Raw genomic sequence first — 24,099 nt, forward strand, 5'->3', positions numbered from 1 at the left:
GGGTCCGCCCGGCCGCCGGGTCCGGCCCGGAGGGCGATCCGCCCCGCTCACTGATCCGTTCGACGGTCGTACGTCTGTACGCGCAACGGTGCCTGGGTGTACGGTCTCGGGCCAATGGGCTTTGGGAGCGCTCCCATAACCGTTTCCGCTTCGCATGAGGAGGGACGCTTTGAAACGCTTCACGGCTTTACTGGCGGCCTGCGCGACGACCCTGGGCCTCACGGCGCTGACCGGCACCCAGGCGGCGGCAGGCCCCCAGGCGGCGGCCGCCACCGGCTGCAGAGTCGACTACACGGTCACCAACCAGTGGCAGGGCGGCTTCCAGGCCGGGGTGAAGGTCACCAACCTGGGTGACCCCGTCACCGGATGGACGCTCAAGTTCACGCTGCCGGACGCGGGGCAGAAGGTCACCCAGGGCTGGAACGCCACCTGGTCGCAGTCCGGTTCCACGGTCACCGTCACCAACAGCGACTGGAACCGCACGCTGGCCACCGGCGCGGCGGCCGACCTGGGCTTCACCGGAACCCTCACCGGTGCCAACCCGAAGCCCACGGCGTTCACGCTCAACGGCGTCGCCTGCACGGGCTCCGTCGGAGGGGAGGAGCCCCCGCCCGACCCGGACCCCGGTCCGGGCACCGGCACCCCCGTCGGCATCAACGGGCAGCTCCACGTCTGCGGCGTGAACCTGTGCAACCAGTACGACCGCCCCATCCAGCTGCGGGGCATGAGCACGCACGGCATCCAGTGGTTCGGCAAGTGCTACACCAACGCGTCCCTGGACGCGCTGGCCAAGGACTGGAAGTCGGACCTGTTCCGCATCGCCATGTACGTGCAGGAGAGCGGCTACGAGACCGACCCGGCGGGCTTCACCAGCCGCGTCAACAGCCTCGTCGACATGGCCGAGGCCCGCGGCATGTACGCGCTGATCGACTTCCACACGCTGACCCCGGGCGACCCGAACTACAACCTCGACCGCGCCAAGACGTTCTTCGCCTCCGTCGCCGCCCGCAACGCCGGCAAGAAGAACGTGATCTACGAGATCGCCAACGAGCCCAACGGCGTGAGCTGGACGGCCATCAAGAACTACGCCGAGCAGGTCATCCCGGTCATCCGCGCCGCCGACCCGGACGCCGTGATCATCGTCGGCACCCGCGCCTGGTCCTCGCTGGGCGTCTCGGAGGGCTCCAACGAGACCGAGGTCGTCGACAACCCGGTCAACGCCACCAACATCATGTACGCCTTCCACTTCTACGCCGCGAGCCACAAGGACAACTACCGCGCCACGGTGAGCCGGGCGGCCGCGAAGCTGCCGCTGTTCGTCACCGAGTTCGGCACGGTGAGCGCCACCGGCGGCGGAGCGATGGACCGGGCGAGCAGCGTGGCCTGGCTGGACCTGCTCGACCAGCTGAAGATCAGCTACGCCAACTGGACCTACTCCGACGCCAACGAGAGCAGCGCGGCGTTCAAACCCGGCACCTGCAACGGCGGCGACTACAGCAGCAGCGGTGTGCTGACCGAGTCCGGGGCGCTGCTCAAGAGCCGCATCAGCACCCCCGACACCTTCCCCACCAGCTGACCGCGGGCGGGGTTCCCGCTCGTCCGGAGCCCCTCCCGCGGCCGCGCGCCGGCACATTCCGGATGTCCGGCGCGCCGGCCGGGCCCACGCGGTGAACACCGCGTGGGCCCGGCCGCCGCGCCGCTCAGCGTGCGCGCCGCACGTACGCGTCCGCTCCCGGGCTGCGCGGGCCCGGGGCCAGACCGTCGGCCGCCGAGGAGAAGGCCACCGTCCGCCCCCGCGCGTCGAGCGGCCGGTCGCCGGTGTACGCCCGGACCGGTCCGCCCCCGGCATCGGTGATCGCCACCCTGGTACGGCCCTTGCGCAGGTCGCGCAGGTACCAGGTGCCCGGATCGTCCGACCCGGCAGCAAACGCCCGGAAGAGCAGGTACCGGCCGTCCCCGCTCAACGCCCCGTCGGCGGTGGACAGGGCGGGGTCGGGCGCTTCGACGATGCGCAGGACGCCGGTGCGCAGGTCGCGGACGAAGACGTTGGAGGCCGCGCCGTTGGTGTCCGCGGGGCCCAGGTCGGTGGCGGTCGAGGTGAAGGAGGCGTGGCGGCCGTCGCCGCTGAGGCCGGCCTGGGAGGCCCTGCCGTTGGGACGGGTGCCGCCGGGTGTGGTGTGCAGCGACCGGTGGGCGCCGGTGCGCGGATCCGTCACCACGACGTCGGATCCCGGATTCTGGTACGGCCAGTGGCTGTAGGTCGAGTACACCAGGACGCCGCCGTCGTCGCTGAGCCGCGGGGCGTGGGACCGGTGCAGGTTGAACGGCTGCTTGGTCAGCTCCCCGGTGCGCATGTCGCGCACGGCGATCATCGAGCCGGGCCGGGGGACCTCCTCGCTCGAGGTGAACGCGACGTGGCGGCCGTCGGCGCTGACGGCCGCCTCCAGGGCCCACCGCATGTGACTGCCCAGGTCGTTGCCGACGTACCTCAGTTCCCCGGTGCGCAGGTCGCGCCGGTAGACCGACGGTTTGTCGTGGACCTCGCCCGGGATGAGGTCCGGGGAGGCCGACACGAAGACCACGTACCGGCCGCTCGCGCTGATGGCTCCCGCGGTGCCGCCGCGCCCGGACTGGCCTCCGGCGGCGTCCGTGCTGACGCGCTGGGTGCGGCCGGTCCGCAGGTCGCGCAGGAAGACGTCCGGGGCGCCGTTGGTGTCGCCGGGGACGAGGTTGGAGGCCGACGAGGTGAAGACCGCGTAGCGGCCGTCCGCGCTGAGCGACGGGGCCGCCGACCCCGCGTCGGCGCCCTGGGTGAGACGGAGGGCGTGCCGGGCGCCCGGCTTCTTCCCGTGGTGCGCGTGCTCGTGCTGCGCGCCCCGCGGTGCCGGCTGGGCCGCCGCGGGCGCCGCCGAGGTGACACAGGCGGCGACGGCCGTGGCGACGGCGACGGCCGCGGTGCCGAGTCCTCTTCGGCTTCCTCGCATGGTGGGTTCCTCCTTCGGAAGGTGGGCGCCGGGCGCCGTCCCCGCGGCGGCGCGGGGACGGCGCCCGGCGCCCACGGGTCCGCCCCGGCGGGCGGTCAGCGCATCGTGCGGACGTACACGTCGCCGCCCGGGCTGGGCGCGCCGGGCGCCAGGGCGCCGTCGGCGGACGAGAAGACGACGGTGCGGCCGTGGGCGTCGACCGGGCGCTCCCCGGTCGTGGCGGCGGCGGGAGTCCCGTCCGCGGTGTGGCTGACCGGGGTGGTGCGTCCGCTGCGCAGATCGGTGCGGTACAGGTGGGTGGTGCCCCAGACGACGCCGGGCGGCGTGAAACCGAAGACGACGTAGCGGCCGTCGCCGCTCAGCGACGGAAGGATGCTGTGGCCCTGTGCGGCGGGCGCCTCGACGCGCCGCAGCGCCCCGGTGCGCAGGTCGGTGACGAAGACGTCGTGCCGTGCGCCGTTGGGGTCCTCCCCGGGTACCAGGTCGGTCGCCTGCGAGGCGAAGGCGGCGACCCTGCCGTTGCCGCTGACGGCCGGGTATCCCGAGCGTGCGGTGGTGGTGGAGCCGTCCGCCGCCACGTCCAGCCGCCGCGACTGGCCGGTCCGCAGGTCCAGGACGAAGACCCTGGACGGCGGGTACTGGACCGGGGCGGGGACGCTCTCCCAGTAGACGAGCCGGCGGCCGTCGTCGCTGAGGTGGGCCTCGCTCGCGTAGGGGGACTCCAGGACCGTCAGCCCGCCGGTGGCGAGGTCCCGCACGGCGGTGCGGTGGCCCGGGCGCCCGGTTCCGGTCTGCCGCGCGGTGAAGGAGACGTACCGCCCGTCCGCGCTGGCGGACGCCCCGACCAGCGTGCCCTTCCCCGGGTACAGGTCGTCGGCGCCGCCGACCCAGTCGGTCGCGCCGGTTCTCAGGTCACGGCGGAAGTAGCCTGTCCGCTCCTGGCCGGGGATCAGGTCGCGCGACCGGAAGACGACATGCCGCCCGTCGGCGCTGATCACCGGTGAACTGCCGCCGTACGGCGCCTGGGAGCCGTCCGCGGTCAGGCCCACCCGTGCGGTGCGACGGGTCCGCAGGTCGTGCAGGAAGACGTCCGGGGCGCCGTTGGTGTCGCCCGGCACCAGGTTGTCGGCGGACGACTCGAAGACGACGTACCGGCCGTTCGCGCTGACCGACGCGTCCCCGGAAGGGCCGTTCGCCCCCTGGGTGACGCGCCGGACGGACGGCCCCTTGGACTTCTGCGACTTCTGCGACTTCTGCGCCTTCTGCGCCTGTACGTCCTGCGGCGACGCGACGGCGCCCGCGGGCGTCATGAGCGTCATGGCGCACGCCGAGGCGGCGACCGCCGTCATCAAGGATCTGAACACCGTACGCATGAATCCCCCCTGATCCATCCGTGCCCGGCCCCCACCGGGCACCCGTCGATGCAAACCCACCGCCCGCCCCGTGACAATCCGTTGTTTGCCGTACAACCCGGCGGCGAGATCAGCGGTCCGTACGCGCGTTTGACGGCGGGAACGGGAGTGCGAGGGTGCCCGTCGTCCGCGGGGCCGCACTCCGCACCGACCGTGCCCGAGGCCTTCGCAACCCACCGTGTTCACAGGACCACACAAAGTCCGACGGGGTTATTGAATCGATTGTGTTCGGGTCCTAGGGTGACTCTGGCTCAGAGGTTGCCCTGTCACCGGCAGTTGTGATCCTGTCCAGCACCAACTTCCGTCACACGACGGCGGGTCGGGTCACTTGTGTCCCGTGCGGCCCGGACGCCGGCCGCGTTCGGCCCGACAACGCCGCGGAGCGGGATCCGGCAGCCTCCCGAAGCCGGTGCAGCACACTGTCGTCCCGAGAAAGGCCACGGTCATGCCGCACGCGCACGTCTCACCCACCGGACTCCCGGCCCCCCGCCCGGTCGTCAGCCGTCGCCGCCTCCTGGAGGGCGGAGCCGCTCTCCTCGGTGCCCTCGCGCTGTCCGCGCACCCCGCCGCGGCCCACGCCGCCGGACGCCGCGCCGCCGCCGACGCCCCCGCGGCCTGGAACGACTTCGGTGTCTTCCGCCTCGGCACCGAGCCCCCGCACACCACTCTCATGCCGTACGCGGACGTGAGACAGGCCCTGGCCGCCGACCGCACCCGTTCCCCGTACCGGCTGAGCCTGGACGGGCAGTGGAAGTTCGCCTACGCCGACCGCCCCGACGACCGTGACCCCGACTTCCACCGCACCGACGTCGACGACGGCGACTGGGACACCATCCCGGTCCCGTCCGTCTGGCAACTGCACGGCTACGACCGCCCGATCTACCTGAACATCACCTACCCGTACTGGGGCCCCAACGGACTCGGCGAGGACCCGCAGCCCCCCGCCGCGCCCACCCGCTACAACCCCGTGGGCCAGTACCGCCGCACCTTCACCGTCCCCCGCTCCTGGTCCGGACGGCGCACCTTCCTGCACTTCGAGGGCGTCAAGTCCGCGCACTACGTGTGGATCAACGGCGAACTCGTCGGCTACGACGAGGACTCCTTCACCCCTTCCGAGTACGACATCACCGACCACCTCAAGCCCGGCACCAACCAGATCGCGGTCGAGGTCTACCGCTACTCCGACGGCGACTGGCTGGAGGACCAGGACATGATCCGGCTGAGCGGCATCTTCCGCTCGGTCTACCTGTACTCCACCCCGGCCGTGCACCTGCGCGACTTCAAGCTCGACACCCCGCTGAACGACACCTACACCGCCGCCGAACTGGTGGTCACCGCCGGCGTGCGCGCCTACGGCGGCGGCGGTGCCGGACGCCACACCGTCGAGGTCCAGCTGTACGACGCGCGCGGCCACGCCGTCTGGAAGCGGCCGCTGGAGCAGCCCGCCGACCTCGGCACCGCCCGTGCCGGCGAGGACGTCGTCGTCCGCGCCGCCAGGGCCGTGCCCGCGCCGAAGCTGTGGTCGGCCGAGCACCCGTACCTCTACACCGCCGTCCTGCGGCTGCGCGACCCCTCCGGCAAGGTGATCGAGACCCTCTCGCACCGGGTCGGCTTCCGCGAGTTCGCGCTCAAGGACGGGCTGATGCGCATCAACGGCAAGCCCGTCTCCTTCCGCGGCACCAACCGGCACGAGATGCACCCGGCGCGCGGCATGGCCCTCACCCGCGAGGACATGATCGAGGACATCGAGGTCATCAAGCGGATGAACATGAACAGCGTCCGCACCTCGCACTACCCGAACAACCCGTTGTGGTACGAACTCGCCGACGAGTACGGCCTGTACCTCGTCGACGAGACCAACCTGGAGACCCACGGCATCCGCGAGGAGTACCCGGGCGACCACCCCGAGTGGACCGCGGCGTGCGTGGCCCGCGCGCAGAACATGGTCCACCGCGACAAAAACCACGCCTCGGTCGTGATCTGGTCGCTGGGCAACGAGGCGGGCGGCGGCTCCACCTTCACCGCCATGCACGACTGGATCCGCTCCTACGACCCCACCCGCGTCATCCAGTACGAGGGCGACGACCGCCCCGGGATCAGCGACATCCGCTCGGAGATGTACGACACGCCCCAGCGCGTCGAGCAGCGGGCCAAGGACACCTCCGACACCCGCCCGTACGTCATGATCGAGTACTCCCACGCGATGGGGAACTCCAACGGCAACTTCAAGAAGTACTGGGACCTGGTCCGCCGGTACGACGTGCTCCAGGGCGGCTGGATCTGGGACTTCGCCGACCAGGCGCTGAGCTGGCCCGTCCCGGACCGCGTCCTGCTGACCGAGTCCGGCCCGGCCGGGCTGCGCGGCGAGATCCTCGCCCCGGGCGGCACCTTCGACCGCGACGAGGGCCTGTCCGGCGGCACGGTCTTCGCCCGCGACGACCGCCTCGACCTCACCGGTTCACTGACACTGGAGGCGTGGGTCACCCCGCACGTGACGGGCTATCACCAGCCGATCATCGCCAAGGGCGACACCCAGTACGCGCTGAAGCAGAACGGCGGGAGGCTGGAGTTCTTCATCCACTCCGGCGGCCAGTGGATCACCGCGACCTGGGAGCTGCCAAAGGACTGGACCGGCCGCGAGCACCACGTCGCGGGCGTCTTCGACGCCGGCGCCGGCACCCTGACCCTGCACGTCGACGGGGAGGTGAGGGCCACCCGCACCACCACCCGGCGGCCGGGCAGCACCACCGCGCCCCTCGCCCTGGCCACCGACGCCGACAACTGGACCCGTGAGTTCAGCGGCACCATCCGCCGCGCCCGCGTCTACGCCCGCGCCCTGACCGCCGCCGAACTGGCCGCCGAGGGGCGCGGCCCGGGCGACGACGGCGTGCGGTTCTGGTTCGACGCCGCCACCGTGAAGGTGACCCGGAAGAAGCCGCGGGACAAGACCTTCTTCGCCTACGGCGGCGACTGGGGGGACAACCCCAACGACGGCAACTTCGTCGCCGACGGCATCGTCACCGCCGACCGCGGCCACACCGGCAAGGCCGCCGAGGTCAAGCGGATCTACCAGGCGGTCAACGTCGCCCCGGCCGAGGGCGGCCCCGGCGCGGTCACCCTCACCAACGAGTACCTGTTCACCAACCTCCGTGAGTTCGACGGCCGGTGGGCACTGGTCGCCGACGGGAAAACCGTGCGGGAGGGCAGGCTGACCCGCGAGCAGCTCGACGTGGAGCCGCTGTCCGCCAAGGACGTCACCTTGCCCGTGCGGCTGCCGGACGACCCGGCTCCGGGTACCGAGTACTTCCTCGAACTGTCCTTCACCACCAAGGAAGCCGCACCGTGGGCGAAGGCCGGCTTCGAGGTGGCCCGGCAGCAGCTGCCCCTCGGCCCCGGAGGCCCGGCCGTGACCCCCGCGCCGCTGACGAGCGTGCCCGCCCTGCGGTACGAGGACGGCGAGCGGGAGGTCGTCGTGCGGGGCGAGGACTTCTCCCTCGCCGTCGACAAGCGCACCGGCACCCTCACCTCCTACGAGGCCGGGGGCACCCGCCTGATCACCTCCGGGCCCGTGCCCAACTTCTGGCGGGCGCCCACCGACAACGACAAGGGCAACGGCCAGCACACCCGCAACCAGACCTGGCGCGACGCCGGCGCCCGCCGCGAGGTCACCGGCGTCACCGTGCGCGCCCTGCGCGACCGGGCCGTCGAGATCGGGGTCACCGGCACGCTGCCGACCACCGTCGAGTCGACGTACACCACGACGTACACGGTCTTCGGCAACGGCGAGGTCAAGGTGGACAACACCCTCCGCCCCGGCGCCGCGAACCTGCCGTACATCCCGGAGGTCGGCACCCTGCTGTTCCTGCCGCGCCGCCTGGACCGGCTGCACTACTACGGCCGCGGCCCCGAGGAGAACCACTGGGACCGCAACAACGGCACCGACGTCGGTGTGTACTCCGGCACCGTCGCCGAGCAGTGGACGCCGTACATCCGCCCGCAGGAGAACGGCAACAAGACCGACGTCCGCTGGGCCGCCCTCACCGGCCGCGACGGCACCGGCCTGCTGGTCTGCGGCGAGCCCCTGCTGGAGATCAACGCCTCGTACTTCACCCCGGAGGACCTGTCGTCCGGCGTCCGCCACGACTACCAGCTCACCCCGCGCGACCAGGTCGTCCTGCGGGTGAACCACCGTCAGATGGGCGTCGGCGGCGACAACAGCTGGGGCGCCCACACCCACGACGAGTACAAGCTGTTCGCCGACCGGGACTACTCCTACACCTACCGGTTGCGCCCCCTGGCCGACGTCCGCGAGGCGATGGCGGCCTCACGGCGGCGCACGGCGGCCGACTGAGCCCGGCCGCGAGCCGGGAGGCCCTGTCGTGATCGGGAGCCCGGACCCGGGGTACCGGGCTCCCATGGGTGAGATTCTCGTCGGGGCGTGTTCGTGGACGGACCGGCAGCTGGTGGCGAGCGGCTGGTATCCGTCGGGGCGGCGGGACGCCGAGGGGCGGCTGCGGCACTACGCCTCCCGGCTGCCCGTCGTCGAGGTGGATTCCGGGTACTACGCGCTGCCCAGCCGCCGCAACAGCGAGCTGTGGGTGGAGCGCACACCGGACGGCTTCCGCTTCGACGTCAAGGCGTTCTCCCTGCTGACCGGCCACCCCACGCGCGTCGAGGCGCTCCCCGCCGACCTGCGCCGGGCCGGTTTCGGCCCGGCCCGGCGCGGGCGGGCGAGCCCGGCGCTGCTGGACGAGGTGTGGGGGCGGTTCGCGCAGGCGGTCGAGCCGCTGCGGGCGGCCGGGCGGCTCGGCGCCGTGCTGTTCCAGTTCCCGCCGTGGTTCGCGCCGGGCGACGAGGCCGGGGAGACGCTGCGGGAGTGCGCGCGGCGCACGGCGGGCTGGCCCGTCGCCGTGGAGTTCCGCCATCCGGGGTGGTGGCGGGCGGAATGCGCCGAGGACACCCGCGCCCTGCTCGCCGGGCTCGGCGTGAGCGCCGTCGGCGTGGACATGGCGCAGGGGCTGCCATCCTCCCTGCCGCCGGTGGCGCCCGTCACCCGGCCCGCCCTGGCCGTCGTACGGTTCCACGGCCGCAGTGCGGAGTGGGGGAGGGGCAGCAAGGAGGACCGGTTCCGCCACGACTACTCCGTGGCCGAACTCGCCGCGTGGGTGCCCAGGCTGCGGCGCGCGGCCCGGCAGGCGGACGAACTGCACGTACTGTTCAACAACTGCTGCGCGGACGCCGCCGTGCGCGCCGCCGAGACGATGAGCGGGCTGCTCACCCGGTCGCGTCGCTGATCCCCAGCCGCAGGTGCTCCACGTGGTACACGGCCTGGTCGAGCAGTTCGGCCACGTGGTGGTCGTGCAGCGCGTACACCACCGACCGGCCGCGGCGCTCGCCCACCACCAGGCCCAGGTTGCGCAGCAGCCGCAGCTGGTGAGAGCACGCCGACTGCTCCATGCCCACCTCGGCGGCCAGCTCCGTGGCCGGCAGCGGACCCTCGCGCAGCCGCGCCAGGATCAGCAGGCGGGACGGGGTGGACAGGGCCTGGAGCGTGGTGGCGACCTTCGCGACGTTGTCCGCGTCCAGGCGTACCCGCCCGGCGGCTTCCTGTGCGGGGATGACGGCTCCATGACCCATGCGGACATCCTACTCACCGCCCCTGAACGCATGAACGAATGCACTGATGAACTCTTGAACGAGTCTTCATGTGTTCCTGTATGGTGACCGCGTGTCCACGACCCTCACTCCCACCCCCGTCCCCGCCCCGGCCCGGCAGGCGCCCCGCCGCCGCACCCGCGTCCTCGCCCTGCCCGAGGCCCGCTGGGCGCTGGCGTCGCTGATCGCCTTCCTCCTGGCACTCGCCCTCGACCTCGGCGGTGCCCCCGTCTGGGCTTACGGGCCGCTGTACGCGCTCGCCTACGCCGCCGGCGGCTGGGAGCCCGCGCTGGAGGGGCTGCGGGCGCTGCGCGAGAAGACCCTCGACGTCGACCTGCTGATGATCGTCGCGGCACTGGGCGCGGCGGCGATCGGGCAGGTCCTGGATGGCGCCCTGCTCATCGTCATCTTCGCCACCTCCGGCGCCCTGGAGGCCCTGGCCACCGCCCGCACCGCCGACTCCGTGCGCGGCCTGCTCGACCTCGCACCCACCACCGCGACCCGGGTGACCGGGGACGGCCGCGAGGAGACCGTCCCCACCGCCGAGCTGGCCGTCGGGGACGTCCTGCTGGTGCGGCCGGGGGAGCGGATCGGCGCCGACGGAACCGTCACCGACGGCACCAGCGAGGCCGACCAGGCCACCATCACCGGCGAGCCCCTCCCCGTCCTCAAGCGCCCCGGCGACGAGGTCTTCGCCGGCACCCTCAACGGCACCGGCGCCCTGCGCGTCCGCGTCGAGCGCGACCCCGCCGACTCGGTCATCGCCCGGATCGTCACCCTGGTCGAGGAGGCCTCCCGCACCAAGGCCCCCACCCAGCTGTTCATCGAGAAGATCGAGCAGCGTTACGCGGTCGGCGTGGTCGCCGCCACCCTCGCCGTCTTCGGCGTCCCGCTCGCCTTCGGCGAGGACCTCACCGACGCCCTGCTGCGCGCCATGACCTTCATGATCGTCGCCTCGCCGTGCGCGGTCGTCCTCGCCACCATGCCGCCCCTGCTGTCCGCCATCGCCAACGCCGGCCGCCACGGCGTCCTGGTGAAGTCGGCCGTCGCCATGGAACGCCTCGGCGAGATCGACGCCACCGCCCTGGACAAGACCGGCACCCTCACCGAGGGCGCCCCCGAGGTGACCGCCGTACGCCCGCTGCCCGGCTCCGGCCTCGACGAGGACGCCCTGCTCGCCCTCGCCGCCGCGGCCGAGCACCCCAGCGAGCACCCGCTGGCCCGCGCGATCGTGGCCGCCGCCCGCGCCCGCGACCTGCCCCTCGCCCCCGCGCGGGACTTCACGGCCACCCCGGGCCGCGGCGTGCGCGCGGTCGTCGACGGCCGGGAGGTCCTGGTCGGCCGGGCCGAGACCCCCGAGGGCGCCGAGACCACCGTCCAGGTCACCCGCGACGGCACCCCCGTCGGCACCCTCGCCCTCACCGACCGCCTGCGCGCCGACGCCGCCGGAGCCACCGCCGCGCTCACCGCCCTCACCGGCGCCGCCCCCACCCTGCTCACCGGCGACAACGCGTCCGCCGCCGCCCGCGTCGCCACCGCCACCGGCATCACCGACGTCCGCGCCGACCTGCTCCCCGAGGACAAGGTCACCGCCGTACGCGACCTGGAGCGGGCGGGCCGCAAGGTGCTGTTCGTCGGCGACGGCGTCAACGACGCGCCCGCCCTCGCCGCCGCGCACACGGGAATCGCCATGGGCCGCGCGGGCTCCGACCTGGCACTGGAGACGGCCGACGCGGTCGTGGTGCGCGACGAACTGGCCGCCGTGCCCGCGGTCGTCCGGCTGTCCCGGACCGCCCGCCGCCTGGTGGTGCAGAACCTCGTGATCGCGGGGACGTTCATCACCGTCCTGGTGCTGTGGGACCTCATCGGCCACCTGCCGCTGCCGCTCGGCGTCGCCGGACACGAGGGCTCGACCGTGCTGGTCGGCCTCAACGGGCTGCGGCTGCTGCGGGAATCCGCATGGCGATCCGGCCAGGCGCAGGAAGCGTGAGGGTGATGTCGGATTCCCGCCAGCCCCGGCGCGGCCGGCGGGCCATGCTGGACGCATGCAGACGGGGATGCACACCGACACCGAGCGCTGCGTGCGCGCCGTCCGGTCCAAGGACGCCCGGTTCGACGGATGGTTCTTCACGGCCGTCCTGACCACCGGGATCTACTGCCGGCCCAGCTGTCCGGTGGTGCCGCCCAAGCCGGAGAACATGGTCTTCCACCCGAGTGCGGCGGCCTGCCAGCAGGCCGGGTTCCGGGCCTGCAAGCGCTGCCGCCCGGACACCACGCCCGGCTCCCCGGAGTGGAACCGGCGCGCCGACCTCACCGCCCGCGCCATGCGGCTGATCGCCGACGGCGTCGTCGACCGCGAGGGCGTGCCCGGTCTCGCCGCCCGGCTCGGCTACAGCACCCGGCAGATCGAACGCCAACTGCTCGCCGAGCTGGGCGCGGGTCCCCTCGCCCTCGCCCGCGCCCAGCGCGCCCAGACCGCCCGGCTGCTCATCGAGACGACGGCCCTGCCGATGGCGCAGATCGCCTTCGCCGCCGGCTTCGCCTCCCTTCGCGCCTTCAACGACACCGTCCGCGAGGTGTACGCCCTCTCCCCGAGCGGCCTGCGCGCCCGCGCCCCGCGCGGCCGGGCCGCCCCCGCTCCCGGCGCCCTCGCCCTCCGGCTCCCCTTCCGCGCCCCCCTCACCCCCGACAACCTCTTCGGCCACCTCGCCGCCACCGCCGTACCCGGTGTGGAGGAGTGGAGGGACGGCGCCTACCGCCGCACCCTCCGCCTCCCCTACGGCCACGGCGTCGTCGCCCTCACCCCCCACCCCGACCACATCGCCTGCCGTCTCACCCTCACCGACCTGCGGGACCTGTCCGTCGCCGTCAGCCGCTGCCGCCGCCTGCTCGACCTGGACGCCGACCCGGCCGCCGTCGACGACCGGCTGCGTGCCGACCCGGTCCTGGCGCCCCTGGTCGACAAGGCCCCGGGCCGCCGCGTCCCGCGCACGGTCGACGAGGCGGAGTTCGCCGTACGGGCCGTGCTCGGCCAGCAGGTCTCCACGGCAGCCGCCCGCACCCACGCGGCCCGCCTGGTCACCGCCCACGGCGAACCCGTCGACGACCCCGAAGGCGGTCTCACCCGCCTCTTCCCGGCCCCCGGGGCGCTCGCGGAGCTGGACCCCGCCACCCTGGCCCTGCCCCGCACCCGCCGCACGACGCTCACCACCCTCGTGGGCCGGCTCGCCGACGGCTCCCTCGACCTGGGCCCGGCCGGGGACCGGGCGGACACCCGCGCCCGCCTCCTCGCCCTGCCCGGCTTCGGCCCCTGGACGGCCGACGTGATCGCGATGCGGGCCCTCGGCGACCCCGACGCCTTCCTCCCCACCGACCTCGGCGTCCGCCGCGCCGCCCGCGGCCTCGGCCTGCCCTCGACCCCGGCGGCCCTCACCGCCCGCGCCACCGCCTGGCGCCCGTGGCGGTCCTACGCGGTCCAGTACCTGTGGGCGACGGACGACCACCCCGTCAACTTCCTTCCGGAATGAGGACATCACCGTGAAGCGGCACACCGTCACCGACAGCCCGTACGGCCCCCTCACCCTCGTCGCCGACGACGGCGTCCTGTGCGGCCTGTACATGACCGGCCAGCGCCACCGCCCGCCCGAGGAGAGCTTCGGGCCCCGCGACGACACCCTCTTCGGGGAGGCGGAGGAGCAGCTCAAGGCGTACTTCGCGGGCGAGCTGAGGGAGTTCACCGTCCCGCTGCGGCTGACCGGCACCCCGTTCCAGCGCCTGGTCTGGGAGGAACTGCGCCGCATCCCCTACGGCGAGACCCGCACCTACGGCCGGCTGGCAACCGCCCTCGGCAGTGCCGCCGCCTCCCGAGCGGTCGGCCTCGCCAACGGCCGCAACCCCGTCGGCATCATCGTCCCCTGCCACCGCGTCATCGGCGCGAACGGCGGCCTCACCGGCTACGGCGGCGGCCTGGAGCGCAAGCAGCGCCTGCTGGACTTCGAACGGGGGGCGGCCCTGTTCTGACCGGCACCCCCGCCGCCCGGCCGCCGCGGCAGCGCCGGCGGGGCCGTGCCGCTCGGCTCCCGGACCACCGCCTCGGCCCGGTCGTCGTACGGCGCCGACGGCGATCAGGCGGGCCCCGTGGACGGCGGCGACACCGGCGCCCGGTGCGGGCGGCGGCCCCCGGGGCGCCGTGGAGCCCGTCGTCCGCGGCCGAGTCGGGCGCGGTCACCGCACGGGGCGGGGGCCGCCGAGCGGGACGAGGCGCTGCGGGAGTGCCGACCGCCCGGCCCCGCGACACCGAGGGCCGAGCCGCCGGAGTCAGCCGACCCGGTGGCCGTTCTCCAGCTCCGCCGTGCCCGAGCCGTCCGCCAGGACGTCCAAGCCCGCCAGGACCCGGCGGCCGAGGGCGCCCGGCAGGTACTCGGCCAGCTCCTCGCGCGGCACGAGCCGCCAGGACAGCAGCTCCTCCTCCTGGAGGCGGATCGCCTTGAGGTCCTCCTCGCCGAGGACTCCGCCGTCGTACAGGTACGCCACCAGCGGCGGCCGGTCCGTGCCGGCCACCCAGTCCACCGCCAGCAGCCGGCCCAGCGGGACGTCCAGGCCGATCTCCTCGGCGGTCTCCCGCCGCGCGCCCTGCCGCGGGGTCTCGCCGTCGTCGGACTCGATGGTGCCGCCCGGCAGCGCCCACCCGTCGCGGTAGTTGGGCTCGACGAGCAGCACGCGGCCCTCGGCGTCCCGGAAGAGGGCGGCGGCACCGGCGAGGACGCGGGGCAGACCCGCGATGTACGTGGCGAAGTCCTGAGTCGTGGTCATCCAGGAAGGGTAACCAGACGGCCCGGACCGTCTCCCCGGCTCACCGCGCGGTTCGGGGAGCTCGGGAGGCTCGGGGAGCGGATTCCCCGCGCCGCACCACCCGGGCGTACGGCGCGCCGCGCGAGCGGCACGGGCCGTCAGGCACCGCCGGCCAGCCGCAGCGTCCGCTCCGCCAGCTCGCTGATCCGTACGCCGTCGAAGCCGAACACCGCGCTGCGGACCGTGTCCCGCAGCGGTTCCTTCCACTGGTCGGGGATGGCCGAGGCCCCGCCGAACACCCCGGCCACCGAACCCGCGGTCGCCCCGTTGGAGTCGGTGTCCAGGCCGCCGCGGACGGTCAGGGCGATGGTGCGGGTGAAGTCGCCGCCACCGTACAGCAGCCCGGCGGTGAGGACGGCGGCGTTGGGCACGACGTGGATCCAGTCGAACCCCGCCGTCTCCTCGGACACGGTGGTGAGGGTGTCCTCCCACGTCATCCGCGTGTCGTGGAGCGAGACCACCCGGCGCACGGCGCGCGCGAGGCGGCTGCCCGCCGGGACCACGGCCAGCGCCCGCTCCACCGCCTCGCGCACGGTCGCCGCCGTGAACGCCGCCGAGATCAGCGCCGCCGCCCACATCGCGCCGTACACCCCGTTGCCGGTGTGCGACAGCACCGCGTCCCGGCGGGTGAGCAGGGCGGCGCGGCCGGGCTCGCCGGGGCAGGTCCAGCCGTGGATGTCGGCACGGATCAGCGCGCCGATCCACTCCTGGTACGGGTTGTCGTACGTGGCGGTCAGGGGCGGCTTCAGCCCGTTGGCGAGGTTGCGGTACGCCGCACGTTCCGCCGTGAACGTCTGCAGGTACGGCAGTCGCAGCAGCCACAGGTCGCCGACCTGCTCGGTGGTGAAGCCGAAGCCGTGCGTCTCCAGCAGGTGCAGGCCGAGGACGGCGTAGTCGACGTCGTCGTCGCGGCAGCTGCCGTGGACGCGTCCGCGCACGCAGCCGCGCCACTCCGGGCGCATGTCGAGCGCGTCGGCCTCGTCGGCCGGCTCGGGCAGGTAGTCGGTCAGGGGGAGGGCGCCGGCCCGCCGCAGATAGCGGTCGATGCGCTCACGCGTCCACACCTCGCCCTGCTCGACCGGCTTGCCGAGCATGTTGCCCGCGATCCGGCCCAGCCAGCCGCCGAGGACGCGGTCGGCGAGGTCCGGCTCTCCGCTCACAGAGGTCATGGTGATGGTGTACCCGCATCCGGGCCGGTCCAGGGGCTGGGCAGGGGCATGACGGCGGGGGCGTCCTCCGGTTAAGGTCACAGCGGCGCGACTGGCCCCGGCGCACACGGATGCGCGCGGGGCCCGGAGAGCGAGGGGAAGGCAAGTGGCGGACGCTGCACGGGAGGGGGCCCGCGGGGTCCTCGTCGCCGCGGACAAGTTCAAGGGGTCGCTGACGGCCGTCGAGGTCGCCGAGCGGGTCACGGCCGGGCTGCGCCGGGTCGTGCCCGGCCTGCGGGTCGAGGCCCTGCCGGTGGCCGACGGCGGTGACGGGACCGTGGCCGCGGCGGTCGCGGCCGGGTTCGAGCGGCGCGAGGTGCGCGTCGCCGGGCCGCTCGGCGGCCAGGTGACGGCGGCGTTCGCGCTGCGCGGCGACACCGCGGTCGTCGAGATGGCCGAGGCGAGCGGGCTGCAGCGGCTGCCGGCCGGTGTCCTCGCCCCGCTGACGGCCTCCACGTACGGCTCCGGCGAGCTGCTGAGGGCCGCCCTGGACGCGGGCGCGCGCACCCTCGTCTTCGGCGTCGGCGGCAGCGCCACCACGGACGGCGGAGCCGGCATGCTGACGGCGCTCGGGGCGCGGTTCCTGAACGCGCGGGGGGAGCCGGTGGCACCGGGCGGCGGGGGTCTCGCGGAGCTGGCCACGGCCGACCTGTCCGGCCTCGACCCGCGCCTCGCCTCCGTCGAGCTGGTGCTCGCGAGCGACGTCGACAACCCGCTGACCGGCCCGAAGGGAGCCCCGGCGGTCTACGGGCCGCAGAAGGGCGCCTCGCCGGACGACGTGGAGGCGCTGGACGCGGCCCTCACGCACTACGCGAAGGTCCTGGAGGACGCCGTGGGCGCGAAGGCGGCCGAGTGCGCCGCCTCCCCGGGCGCGGGCGCGGCGGGCGGCATCGGCTACGGCGCGCTCCTCATCGGCGCCCGCTTCCGCCCCGGCATCGAGGTGATGCTCGACGTCCTCGGCTTCGCCCCGGCGCTGGAGCGCGCGGACCTGGTGATCACCGGGGAGGGCTCCCTGGACGAGCAGACCCTGCACGGCAAGGCCCCGGCCGGTGTCGCCGCCGCGGCGCGGGCCGCGGGCAAGGAGGTCGTCGCGGTCTGCGGCCGCCTCGCCCTGCCCGCGGAGGCGCTGGGCCGGGCCGGGATCCGCCGGGCGTACCCGCTGACGGGGATCGAGCCGGACGTGGAGAAGTGCATCGCGCAGGCCGGTTCGATCCTGGAGCGGGTCGCGCAGGACATCGCGCGGGACTTCCTGGCCTGACGGCTCCGGCCGGCGCCGGGGTGTCCTCCCCCGCCGCCCTTTCCCGGAGCCCGCTCGGGGCCGCTCCGGCCCCCGGGGGCCCCGTCCGCGAACGCCGGACGGGCCGGCCGCTCCCGAGGGTCCCGTGTCGTCCGACCGGGACGAGCGGTGGGCGGGCACGGGCGCGGGGGTCCGGGACCGCCCGCCTCCGGCGGGGTCCGTCCACGCCGGACACGCGGAGATACGCGGACAAGCGAAGGGCCCCGGACCGAGTCGGTCCGGGGCCCTTCGCAGCGGAGCGCTACGGCAGCTGTGCCGCCCGCGCCTCGCGCCGGTTGTCGCGAAAGTTGTTCACCCGGCGGGCCGTGGCGAACAGCGGGATCACCGCGCCCATCACCAGCTGCAGCGCACAGCCGGTCTGGAGCAGCAGCTGGCCGCTCGGGGCGTCGAAGGCCCAGGCGGCCAGCAGACCCATCGACAGCACGATCCAGGAGAGCATCGCCACCGCGAGGCGACCCCGCGGCTTGGGGTACTCCACCCGGCTCACCATCAGCCAGGCCGTGCCGAGGACGGCGAGGACCGTCGCCACGAAGGGCAGCTCCAGCAGCACGATCGACACGACCGTCAGCGCGCCGAACGGCGACGGCATGCCCTGGAACGTGCCGTCCTTGACGGTGACGCACGAGAATCTCGCGAGCCTGAGCACCACCGCCAGGAGCACCACGATCGCGCCGACCGCCGCCACCCGCTGGTGGGCGTCGTCCGCGACCATGCCGTAGACCAGGACGAAGTACGCCGGGGCCAGGCCGAAGCTGATCAGGTCGGACAGGTTGTCCAGCTCGGCGCCCATCGGCGAACTGCGCAGCTTGCGCGCCACCAGGCCGTCGAACAGGTCGAAGACCGCCGCGCACAGCATCAGGATGACCGCGGTGGCCGCGCTGTGCCGGGCCATGCCCGTCTCCTGGCTGCCCGACAGGTGCGGGATCAGGATGCCGGTGGTGGTGAAGTACACCGCCATGAAGCCGCACGTGGCGTTGCCCAGGGTGAGGGTGTCCGCTATCGACAGGCGCAGCGAGAGGGGCATCTCCTCCTCGTCGTCCGCCTCGGCGGCCTCGGGCACCCAGCCCGTCTGGGTCTGCGGATCAATCACGGTCAATGCGAGTCACCCCTGCCACGGTCTTCTGGCCGACCTCGACCGCGACCTCCACGCCCTCGGGCAGGTAGAGGTCGACGCGCGAGCCGAAACGGATCAGCCCGATCCGCTCGCCCTGCTCGACCTTGGTGCCCTCGGGCAGGTAGGGGACGATGCGGCGGGCCACCGCGCCGGCGATCTGGATCATCTCGATGTCGCCGAGCTCGGTGTCGAAGTGCCAGACGACCCGCTCGTTGTTCTCGCTCTCCTTGTTGAAAGCGGGAACGAAGCCGCCCGGGATGTGCTCGACCGACGTCACCGTGCCGGCCAGCGGCGCACGGTTGACGTGGACGTTGAGCGGGCTCATGAAGATCGCGACGCGGGTGCGTCCGTCCTTCCACGGCATGATGCTCTGCACCACACCGTCGGCGGGTGAGATGACCCGGCCCTGGGCGATCTCGCGCTCGGGGTCGCGGAAGAACCACAGCATCCCCGCCGCGAGCGCGGTGGCGGGGACGGCGATGGCCTTGGCGGCGCCGGAGCGGCGTGCGCGGGCCAGGCTGACGGCCGCGGTGGCGACGGTCGGGAGGAGCCACGGCGATGCTCCGCGCGCGAGGCGTACGCCGGCCAGGCTGTCGCGAGGTGCAGAGGTTTGGCTGTGGGGCATGGATGACCTTCGTAGCGGATGATGCCGCGCTTCGACGGGGGACGGCGGCTTTCCGGCGATCGTAGCGGCTCGGGGCGACAACTGGGTAAGTCAGGAAGCGGAGTCGGCGGCCGAAGAGCGCCTACGGGGTGTGATCTTCTTCTCCAAGAAAACACCCCGTAACCGGACATCTAGCCCTGGAATCGATACTCTTCGAGCAACCTGCGGCCGATGATCATTTTCTGGATCTCTGCGGTCCCTTCGCCGATGAGCAGCATCGGTGCCTCGCGGTAGAGGCGCTCGATCTCGTACTCCTTGGAGAAGCCGTAGCCGCCGTGGATCCGGAAGGAGTCCTCCACGACCTCTTTGCAGTACTCGGAAGCGAGGTACTTCGCCATCCCTGCCTCAAGGTCGTTTCGTTCCCCGGAGTCCTTTTTGCGTGCCGCGTTCACCATCATCGCATGAGCGGCCTCCACTTTGGTGGCCATCTCGGCGAGCTTGAACTGGATCGCCTGGTGCTGCGCGATCGGCCTGCCGAAAGCGTGACGCTGCTGGGCGTACCGGACACCCAGCTCGAAGGCGCGCCGAGCGACGCCGCAGCCGCGCGCCGCCACATTGACCCGGCCCACCTCCACGCCGTCCATCATTTGGTAAAAACCTCGGCCGGTCTCCCCGCCGAGCACCCGATCGGCCGGAACGCGCAGACCGTCCATGATGAGCTCGGTGGTGTCGACCCCCTTGTAGCCCATCTTCTCGATCTTGCCCGGGATGGTGAGTCCGGGGCGGACCTCCCCGAAGCCGGGCTCCTTCTCCACCAGGAAGGTCGTCATCGACCTGTGCGGGGCCGCGGCCGCCTCCGAGGGCGCGTGACCCTCGTCACTGCGGACCAGGACGGCCACCAGCGACGAGGTGCCGCCGTTGGTCAGCCACATCTTCTGGCCGGTCAGGACGTACTCGTCGCCGTCCCTGACCGCCTTCGACGTGATCGCCGACACGTCCGAGCCCAGGCCCGGCTCCGACATCGAGAAGGCGCCCCGGACGTCTCCGGTGGCCATCCTCGGCAGGAAGTGGTCCTTCTGCTCCTGCGTGCCGTGCTGCCTGAGCATGTACGCCACGATGAAGTGCGTGTTGATGATGCCGGACACCGACATCCAGCCGCGGGCGATCTCCTCCACGCACAGGGCGTACGTCAGCAGCGACTCGCCCAGGCCCCCGTACTCCTCGGGGATCATCAGGCCGAACAGGCCCAGCTCCCTCAGGCCGTCCACGATCGCCTGCGGGTACTCGTCGCGGTGCTCCAGCTCGGTCGCGACCGGGATGATCTCCTTGTCGACGAAGTCCCGGACGGTGGAGAGGATCTCCTGCTGGACGTCGGTCAGACCGGAGGTCTGTGCGAGTCGGGCCATCACCGCTTCCCCTGTTCCATCGGCTCGGGGCGGCCCGGCTGCTCGCCGCCGCGCTCCTTGACGTACGTCTCGGTCGGTACCATCACCTTGCGGCGGAAGACGCACACCAGGGTGCCGTCCTGTTTGTAGCCCTTGGTCTCGACGTGGACGATGCCGCGGTCGCCCTTCGACTTCGAGGGCCACTTGTCCAGCACGGTCGTCTCGCCGTAGATCGTGTCGCCGTGGAAGGTCGGCGCCACGTGCCTGAGCGACTCGATCTCCAAATTGGCGATGGCCTTGCCGGAGACGTCCGGCACGCTCATGCCGAGCAGGAGGGAGTAGACGTAGTTCCCGACCACCACGTTCCTGCCGAAGTCGGTCGTGCTCTCGGCGTAGTGGGAGTCCAGGTGGAGCGGGTGGTGGTTCATGGTGAGGAGGCAGAAGAGGTGGTCGTCGTACTCCGTGACCGTCTTGCCCGGCCAGTGCTTGTACACCGCCCCGACCTCGAACTCCTCGTAGGTGCGTCCGAACCGCATCGCGCTCACGCCTCCGGGATCTCGAACGTGCTGGTGCGCTTCATGCCGGCGGCGCGGCCCTTGCCCGCGACGACCAGGGCCATCTTGCGGCTGGCCTCGTCGATCATCTCGTCGCCGAGCATCGCGGAGCCCTTCTTGCCGCCCGCCTCGGAGGTGTGGTACGCGTACGCGTCCAGGATCAGCTCGGCGTGGTCGTAGTCCTCCTGCGAGGGCGAGAAGACCTCGTTGGCGGCCTCGATCTGACCGGGGTGCAGCACCCACTTGCCGTCGAAGCCGAGGGCGGCGGCGCGGCCGGCGACCTCGCGGAAGCCGTCGACGTTGCGGATCTGGAGGTAGGGGCCGTCGATCGCCTGGAGGTCGTTGGCGCGGGCGGCCATCAGGATCCTCATCAGGATGTAGTGGTAGGCGTCGGCCGGGTAGCCGGGCGGCTGCTCGCCCACGACCAGCGACTTCATGTTGATCGACGCCATGAAGTCGGCCGGGCCGAAGACGATCGTCTCCAGGCGCGGGGAGGCCTGCGCGATCTCGTTGACGTTGTTCAGGCCGCGGGCGTTCTCGATCTGCGCCTCGATGCCGATTCGGCCCACCTCGAAGCCCATGGTCTTCTCGATCTGGGTGAGGAGGAGGTCGAGGGCGACGATCTGCTGGGCGTCCTGCACCTTCGGCAGCATGATGCAGTCCAGGTTGGGGCCGGCGCCCTCGACGACCGTGACGACGTCCCGGTACGTCCACTCCGTCGTCCAGTCGTTGACGCGCACGACCCGCGTCTTGCCGGTCCAGTCGCCCTCGTTGAGGAACTTCACGATGGTGTGCCGCGCCTCCGGCTTGGCGAGCGGCGCGCACGCGTCCTCCAGGTCCAGGAAGACCTGGTCCGCCGGGAGGCCCTGGGCCTTCTCCAGGAAGCGCGGGTTCGAGCCCGGTACCGCCAGGCAGGAGCGCCGGGGGCGGAGGCGGTCGACGGAAGGGGATGCGGCGGAGCCGCCCGTGGGGAGGGCGGGGGCGGGCGACGGGTGGGCGGTCATGCGGGGACCTCCAGGGGGTCGAGCTTGTTCGCGTTCCGGATCTCGTCCACGATCCGGCCGATGATGCCGGTGATGTCGAAGTCCTTCGGGGTGAAGACCGCGGCCACTCCGGCGGCCCGCAGCAGTTCGGCGTCACCGCTTGGGATGATGCCACCGGCGATCACCGGTATATCTGTGGCACCGGCCACACGGAGCCGCTCCAGCACGTCGGGGACGAGCCGCGCGTGCGAGCCGGAGAGGACGGACAGGCCCACCGCGTGCACGTCCTCCGCCAGGGCCGCGTCCACGATCTGCTCCGGGGTGAGCCGGATGCCCTGGTAGACCACCTCGAAGCCGGCGTCGCGGGCCCGTACGGCGATCTGCTCGGCGCCGTTGGAGTGCCCGTCCAGGCCCGGCTTGCCGACCAGGAAGCGCAGCTTGCCGACGCCGAGGTCCCGGGCGGTCAGCTCCACCTTGCGGCGCACCTCGGACAGCTTGGAGCCCTCCCCGGCGGGGACCGCCACGGGCGCGGACGAGACCCCGGTCGGCGCCCGGAACTCGCCGAACACCTCGCGCAGGGCCCCGGCCCACTCGCCGGTCGTGACGCCCGCGCGGGCGCACTCCAAGGTGGCCTCCATGAGGTTCTCGGTGCCGCGCGCGGCCTCCTTCAGCCGTTCCAGCGCCTTGCAGGGGCGCGGGTGGTTGAAGGGCGGCTGGTAGCGGGTGTCCCGCCAGTGCCGCAACGACTCGATCACCTGTTCCTCCACCGCCGGGTCCACCGTCTGGATCGCGGTGTCCAGGTCGGCGGTCAGCGGGTTCGGTTCGGTCGACTCGAAGACGTTGACGCCGACGATCCTCTCCTGGCCGGACTCGATCCGGGCCCGGCGCGCCGCGTGCGAGGCGACCAGCTGCGACTTGAGGTAACCGGACTCGACGGCGGCCAGCGCGCCGCCCATCTCCTCGATCCGGTCCATCTCGGCGAGCGCGGCCCGCGCCAGCTCGTCCACCTTCGCCTCGATCACCTTCGAGCCCTCGAAGATGTCGTCGTACTCCAGCAGGTCGCTCTCGTACGCCAGCACCTGCTGGATGCGCAGCGACCACTGCTGGTCCCAGGGGCGGGGCAGGCCGAGGGCCTCGTTCCAGGCGGGGAGCTGCACGGCACGCGCGCGTGCGTCCTTGGAGAGGGTCACGGCGAGCATCTCCAGCACGATCCGCTGGACGTTGTTCTCCGGCTGGGCCTCGGTCAGGCCGAGGGAGTTGACCTGGACGCCGTAGCGGAAGCGGCGGTGCTTGGGGTCCTCGATGCCGTACCTCTCCCGCGTGACCTCGTCCCAGATGCGGCCGAAGGCGCGCATCTTGCACATCTCCTCGATGAAGCGGACGCCGGCGTTCACGAAGAAGGAGATCCGGCCGACGACGTCGCCCATGCGCTCCTGCGGCACCTGGCCGCCGTCGCGCACGGCGTCCAGGACGGCGATCGCCGTCGACATCGCGTACGCGATCTCCTGCACCGGCGTGGCGCCCGCCTCCTGCAGGTGGTAGCTGCAGATGTTGATCGGGTTCCACTTCGGGAGGTGGGAGACCGTGTACGCGATCATGTCCGTCGTCAGGCGGAGGGAGGGCCCGGGCGGGAAGACGTGCGTCCCGCGCGACAGGTACTCCTTGACGATGTCGTTCTGGGTCGTCCCCTGGAGCGTGCCGACGTCCGCGCCCTGCTCCTCCGCGACGACCTGGTAGAGCGCCAGCAGCCACATGGCCGTGGCGTTGATGGTCATCGAGGTGTTCGTCCGCTCCAGGGGGATGTCCCGGAACAGCCGGCGCATGTCGCCGAGGTGCGCGACGGGCACCCCGACCCGGCCGACCTCGCCGCGGGCGAGGACGTGGTCGGGGTCGTAGCCGGTCTGCGTCGGCAGGTCGAACGCCACCGACAGACCCGTCTGGCCCTTGGCGAGGTTGCGCCGGTACAGCTCGTTGGAGGCCTCGGCGGTCGAGTGCCCCGCGTAGGTCCGCATGAGCCACGGCCGGTCCTTCTGGCGCTCTGTCATCTGCGCC

General features: G+C 72.9%; 18 protein-coding genes and 1 pseudogene. 7 read left to right on the top strand and 12 right to left on the bottom strand.

Annotated features, from left to right (window positions below):
- Positions 1–169: 169 nt before the first annotated feature.
- Positions 170–1,576 (top strand): cellulase family glycosylhydrolase, encoded by a 1,407-nt coding sequence (locus tag ACSU6Z_RS24755; protein ID WP_437048855.1) that lies wholly within the window; start codon positions 170–172, stop codon positions 1,574–1,576.
- A gap of 124 nt (positions 1,577–1,700) precedes the next feature.
- Here ACSU6Z_RS24755 and ACSU6Z_RS24760 read toward each other — a convergent pair whose 3' ends face one another.
- Positions 1,701–2,984 (bottom strand): hypothetical protein, encoded by a 1,284-nt coding sequence (locus tag ACSU6Z_RS24760; protein ID WP_437048856.1) that lies wholly within the window; start codon positions 2,982–2,984, stop codon positions 1,701–1,703.
- 95 nt (positions 2,985–3,079) lie between these two features.
- A complete protein-coding gene (locus ACSU6Z_RS24765; RefSeq protein ID WP_437048857.1) occupies positions 3,080–4,333 on the bottom strand; it encodes a TolB family protein in 1,254 nt (417 codons plus the stop codon).
- Positions 4,334–4,841: 508 nt separating this feature from the next.
- Here ACSU6Z_RS24765 and ACSU6Z_RS24770 point away from each other — a divergent pair.
- Together ACSU6Z_RS24770 and ACSU6Z_RS24775 are read left to right on the top strand one after the other, a co-directional pair.
- A complete protein-coding gene (locus tag ACSU6Z_RS24770; protein WP_437048859.1) occupies positions 4,842–8,747 on the top strand; it encodes a glycoside hydrolase family 2 TIM barrel-domain containing protein in 3,906 nt (1,301 codons plus the stop codon).
- A 64-nt stretch (positions 8,748–8,811) separates the two neighbouring features.
- Complete coding sequence (locus tag ACSU6Z_RS24775) at positions 8,812–9,690, top strand: DUF72 domain-containing protein (protein ID WP_437048860.1); 879 nt, start codon at positions 8,812–8,814, stop codon at positions 9,688–9,690.
- Here the strand turns inward: ACSU6Z_RS24775 and ACSU6Z_RS24780 are convergent.
- Positions 9,671–10,033: an ArsR/SmtB family transcription factor gene (locus ACSU6Z_RS24780; RefSeq protein WP_437014521.1), complete on the bottom strand. Its 363-nt coding sequence runs from the start codon at positions 10,031–10,033 to the stop codon at positions 9,671–9,673. The genes ACSU6Z_RS24775 and ACSU6Z_RS24780 overlap by 20 nt on opposite strands.
- 91 nt (positions 10,034–10,124) lie before the next feature.
- On the opposite strand from ACSU6Z_RS24780, the gene ACSU6Z_RS24785 reads away from it, so the two are divergent.
- The 3 genes from ACSU6Z_RS24785 to ACSU6Z_RS24795 are packed head-to-tail and all read left to right on the top strand — an operon-like array spanning position 10,125 to position 14,071.
- A complete protein-coding gene (locus tag ACSU6Z_RS24785) occupies positions 10,125–12,041 on the top strand; it encodes a heavy metal translocating P-type ATPase (protein WP_437048861.1) in 1,917 nt (638 codons plus the stop codon).
- 55 nt (positions 12,042–12,096) lie between these two features.
- Positions 12,097–13,578, top strand: coding sequence for an AlkA N-terminal domain-containing protein (locus ACSU6Z_RS24790; protein WP_437048863.1), 1,482 nt, complete (start codon positions 12,097–12,099; stop codon positions 13,576–13,578).
- A gap of 10 nt (positions 13,579–13,588) precedes the next feature.
- Positions 13,589–14,071 carry a methylated-DNA--[protein]-cysteine S-methyltransferase gene (locus ACSU6Z_RS24795; RefSeq protein ID WP_437048865.1) on the top strand — a complete coding sequence of 161 codons (483 nt, stop codon included), beginning with the start codon at positions 13,589–13,591 and terminating at the stop codon, positions 14,069–14,071.
- Between the two features lie 8 nt (positions 14,072–14,079).
- Here the strand turns inward: ACSU6Z_RS24795 and ACSU6Z_RS24800 are convergent.
- The 3 genes and pseudogenes from ACSU6Z_RS24800 to ACSU6Z_RS24810 form a co-directional block, all read right to left on the bottom strand.
- Positions 14,080–14,221, bottom strand: a pseudogene (locus tag ACSU6Z_RS24800) (NAD-dependent deacetylase); the annotation flags it as partial.
- 147 nt (positions 14,222–14,368) lie between these two features.
- On the bottom strand, positions 14,369–14,863 hold the full coding sequence (locus ACSU6Z_RS24805) for an NUDIX domain-containing protein (protein WP_437048867.1): 495 nt from the start codon (positions 14,861–14,863) through the stop codon (positions 14,369–14,371).
- A gap of 137 nt (positions 14,864–15,000) precedes the next feature.
- On the bottom strand, positions 15,001–16,071 hold the full coding sequence (locus ACSU6Z_RS24810) for an ADP-ribosylglycohydrolase family protein (protein ID WP_437048869.1): 1,071 nt from the start codon (positions 16,069–16,071) through the stop codon (positions 15,001–15,003).
- A 145-nt stretch (positions 16,072–16,216) separates the two neighbouring features.
- On the opposite strand from ACSU6Z_RS24810, the gene ACSU6Z_RS24815 reads away from it, so the two are divergent.
- On the top strand, positions 16,217–17,368 hold the full coding sequence (locus ACSU6Z_RS24815) for a glycerate kinase (protein WP_437048871.1): 1,152 nt from the start codon (positions 16,217–16,219) through the stop codon (positions 17,366–17,368).
- Between the two features lie 280 nt (positions 17,369–17,648).
- On the opposite strand, the gene pssA is transcribed toward ACSU6Z_RS24815, so the two are convergent.
- The 6 genes from pssA to ACSU6Z_RS24845 all read right to left on the bottom strand — a co-directional run bounded on the left by pssA (position 17,649) and on the right by ACSU6Z_RS24845 (position 24,092).
- On the bottom strand, positions 17,649–18,467 hold the full coding sequence (gene pssA, locus ACSU6Z_RS24820; protein ID WP_044385569.1) for a CDP-diacylglycerol--serine O-phosphatidyltransferase: 819 nt from the start codon (positions 18,465–18,467) through the stop codon (positions 17,649–17,651).
- 22 nt (positions 18,468–18,489) lie between these two features.
- Positions 18,490–19,146: a phosphatidylserine decarboxylase gene (locus ACSU6Z_RS24825; protein WP_437014510.1), complete on the bottom strand. Its 657-nt coding sequence runs from the start codon at positions 19,144–19,146 to the stop codon at positions 18,490–18,492.
- Positions 19,147–19,316: 170 nt separating this feature from the next.
- Positions 19,317–20,531 carry an acyl-CoA dehydrogenase family protein gene (locus ACSU6Z_RS24830; RefSeq protein ID WP_437048873.1) on the bottom strand — a complete coding sequence of 405 codons (1,215 nt, stop codon included), beginning with the start codon at positions 20,529–20,531 and terminating at the stop codon, positions 19,317–19,319.
- Entirely contained in the window at positions 20,531–21,046 is a 516-nt protein-coding gene (locus tag ACSU6Z_RS24835) for a MaoC family dehydratase (protein ID WP_437050463.1), read from the bottom strand. Before ACSU6Z_RS24835 ends, ACSU6Z_RS24830 begins: the two co-directional genes overlap by 1 nt.
- Positions 21,047–21,051: 5 nt before the next feature.
- Complete coding sequence (locus ACSU6Z_RS24840) at positions 21,052–22,068, bottom strand: HpcH/HpaI aldolase/citrate lyase family protein (protein WP_437048874.1); 1,017 nt, start codon at positions 22,066–22,068, stop codon at positions 21,052–21,054.
- Positions 22,065–24,092 (bottom strand): protein meaA, encoded by a 2,028-nt coding sequence (locus tag ACSU6Z_RS24845; RefSeq protein WP_437048876.1) that lies wholly within the window; start codon positions 24,090–24,092, stop codon positions 22,065–22,067. Before ACSU6Z_RS24845 ends, ACSU6Z_RS24840 begins: the two co-directional genes overlap by 4 nt.
- Positions 24,093–24,099: the final 7 nt, after the last annotated feature.

The sequence above is a fragment of the Streptomyces sp. enrichment culture genome (genome assembly GCF_964273145.1).
GTDB lineage: Bacteria > Actinomycetota > Actinomycetes > Streptomycetales > Streptomycetaceae > Streptomyces.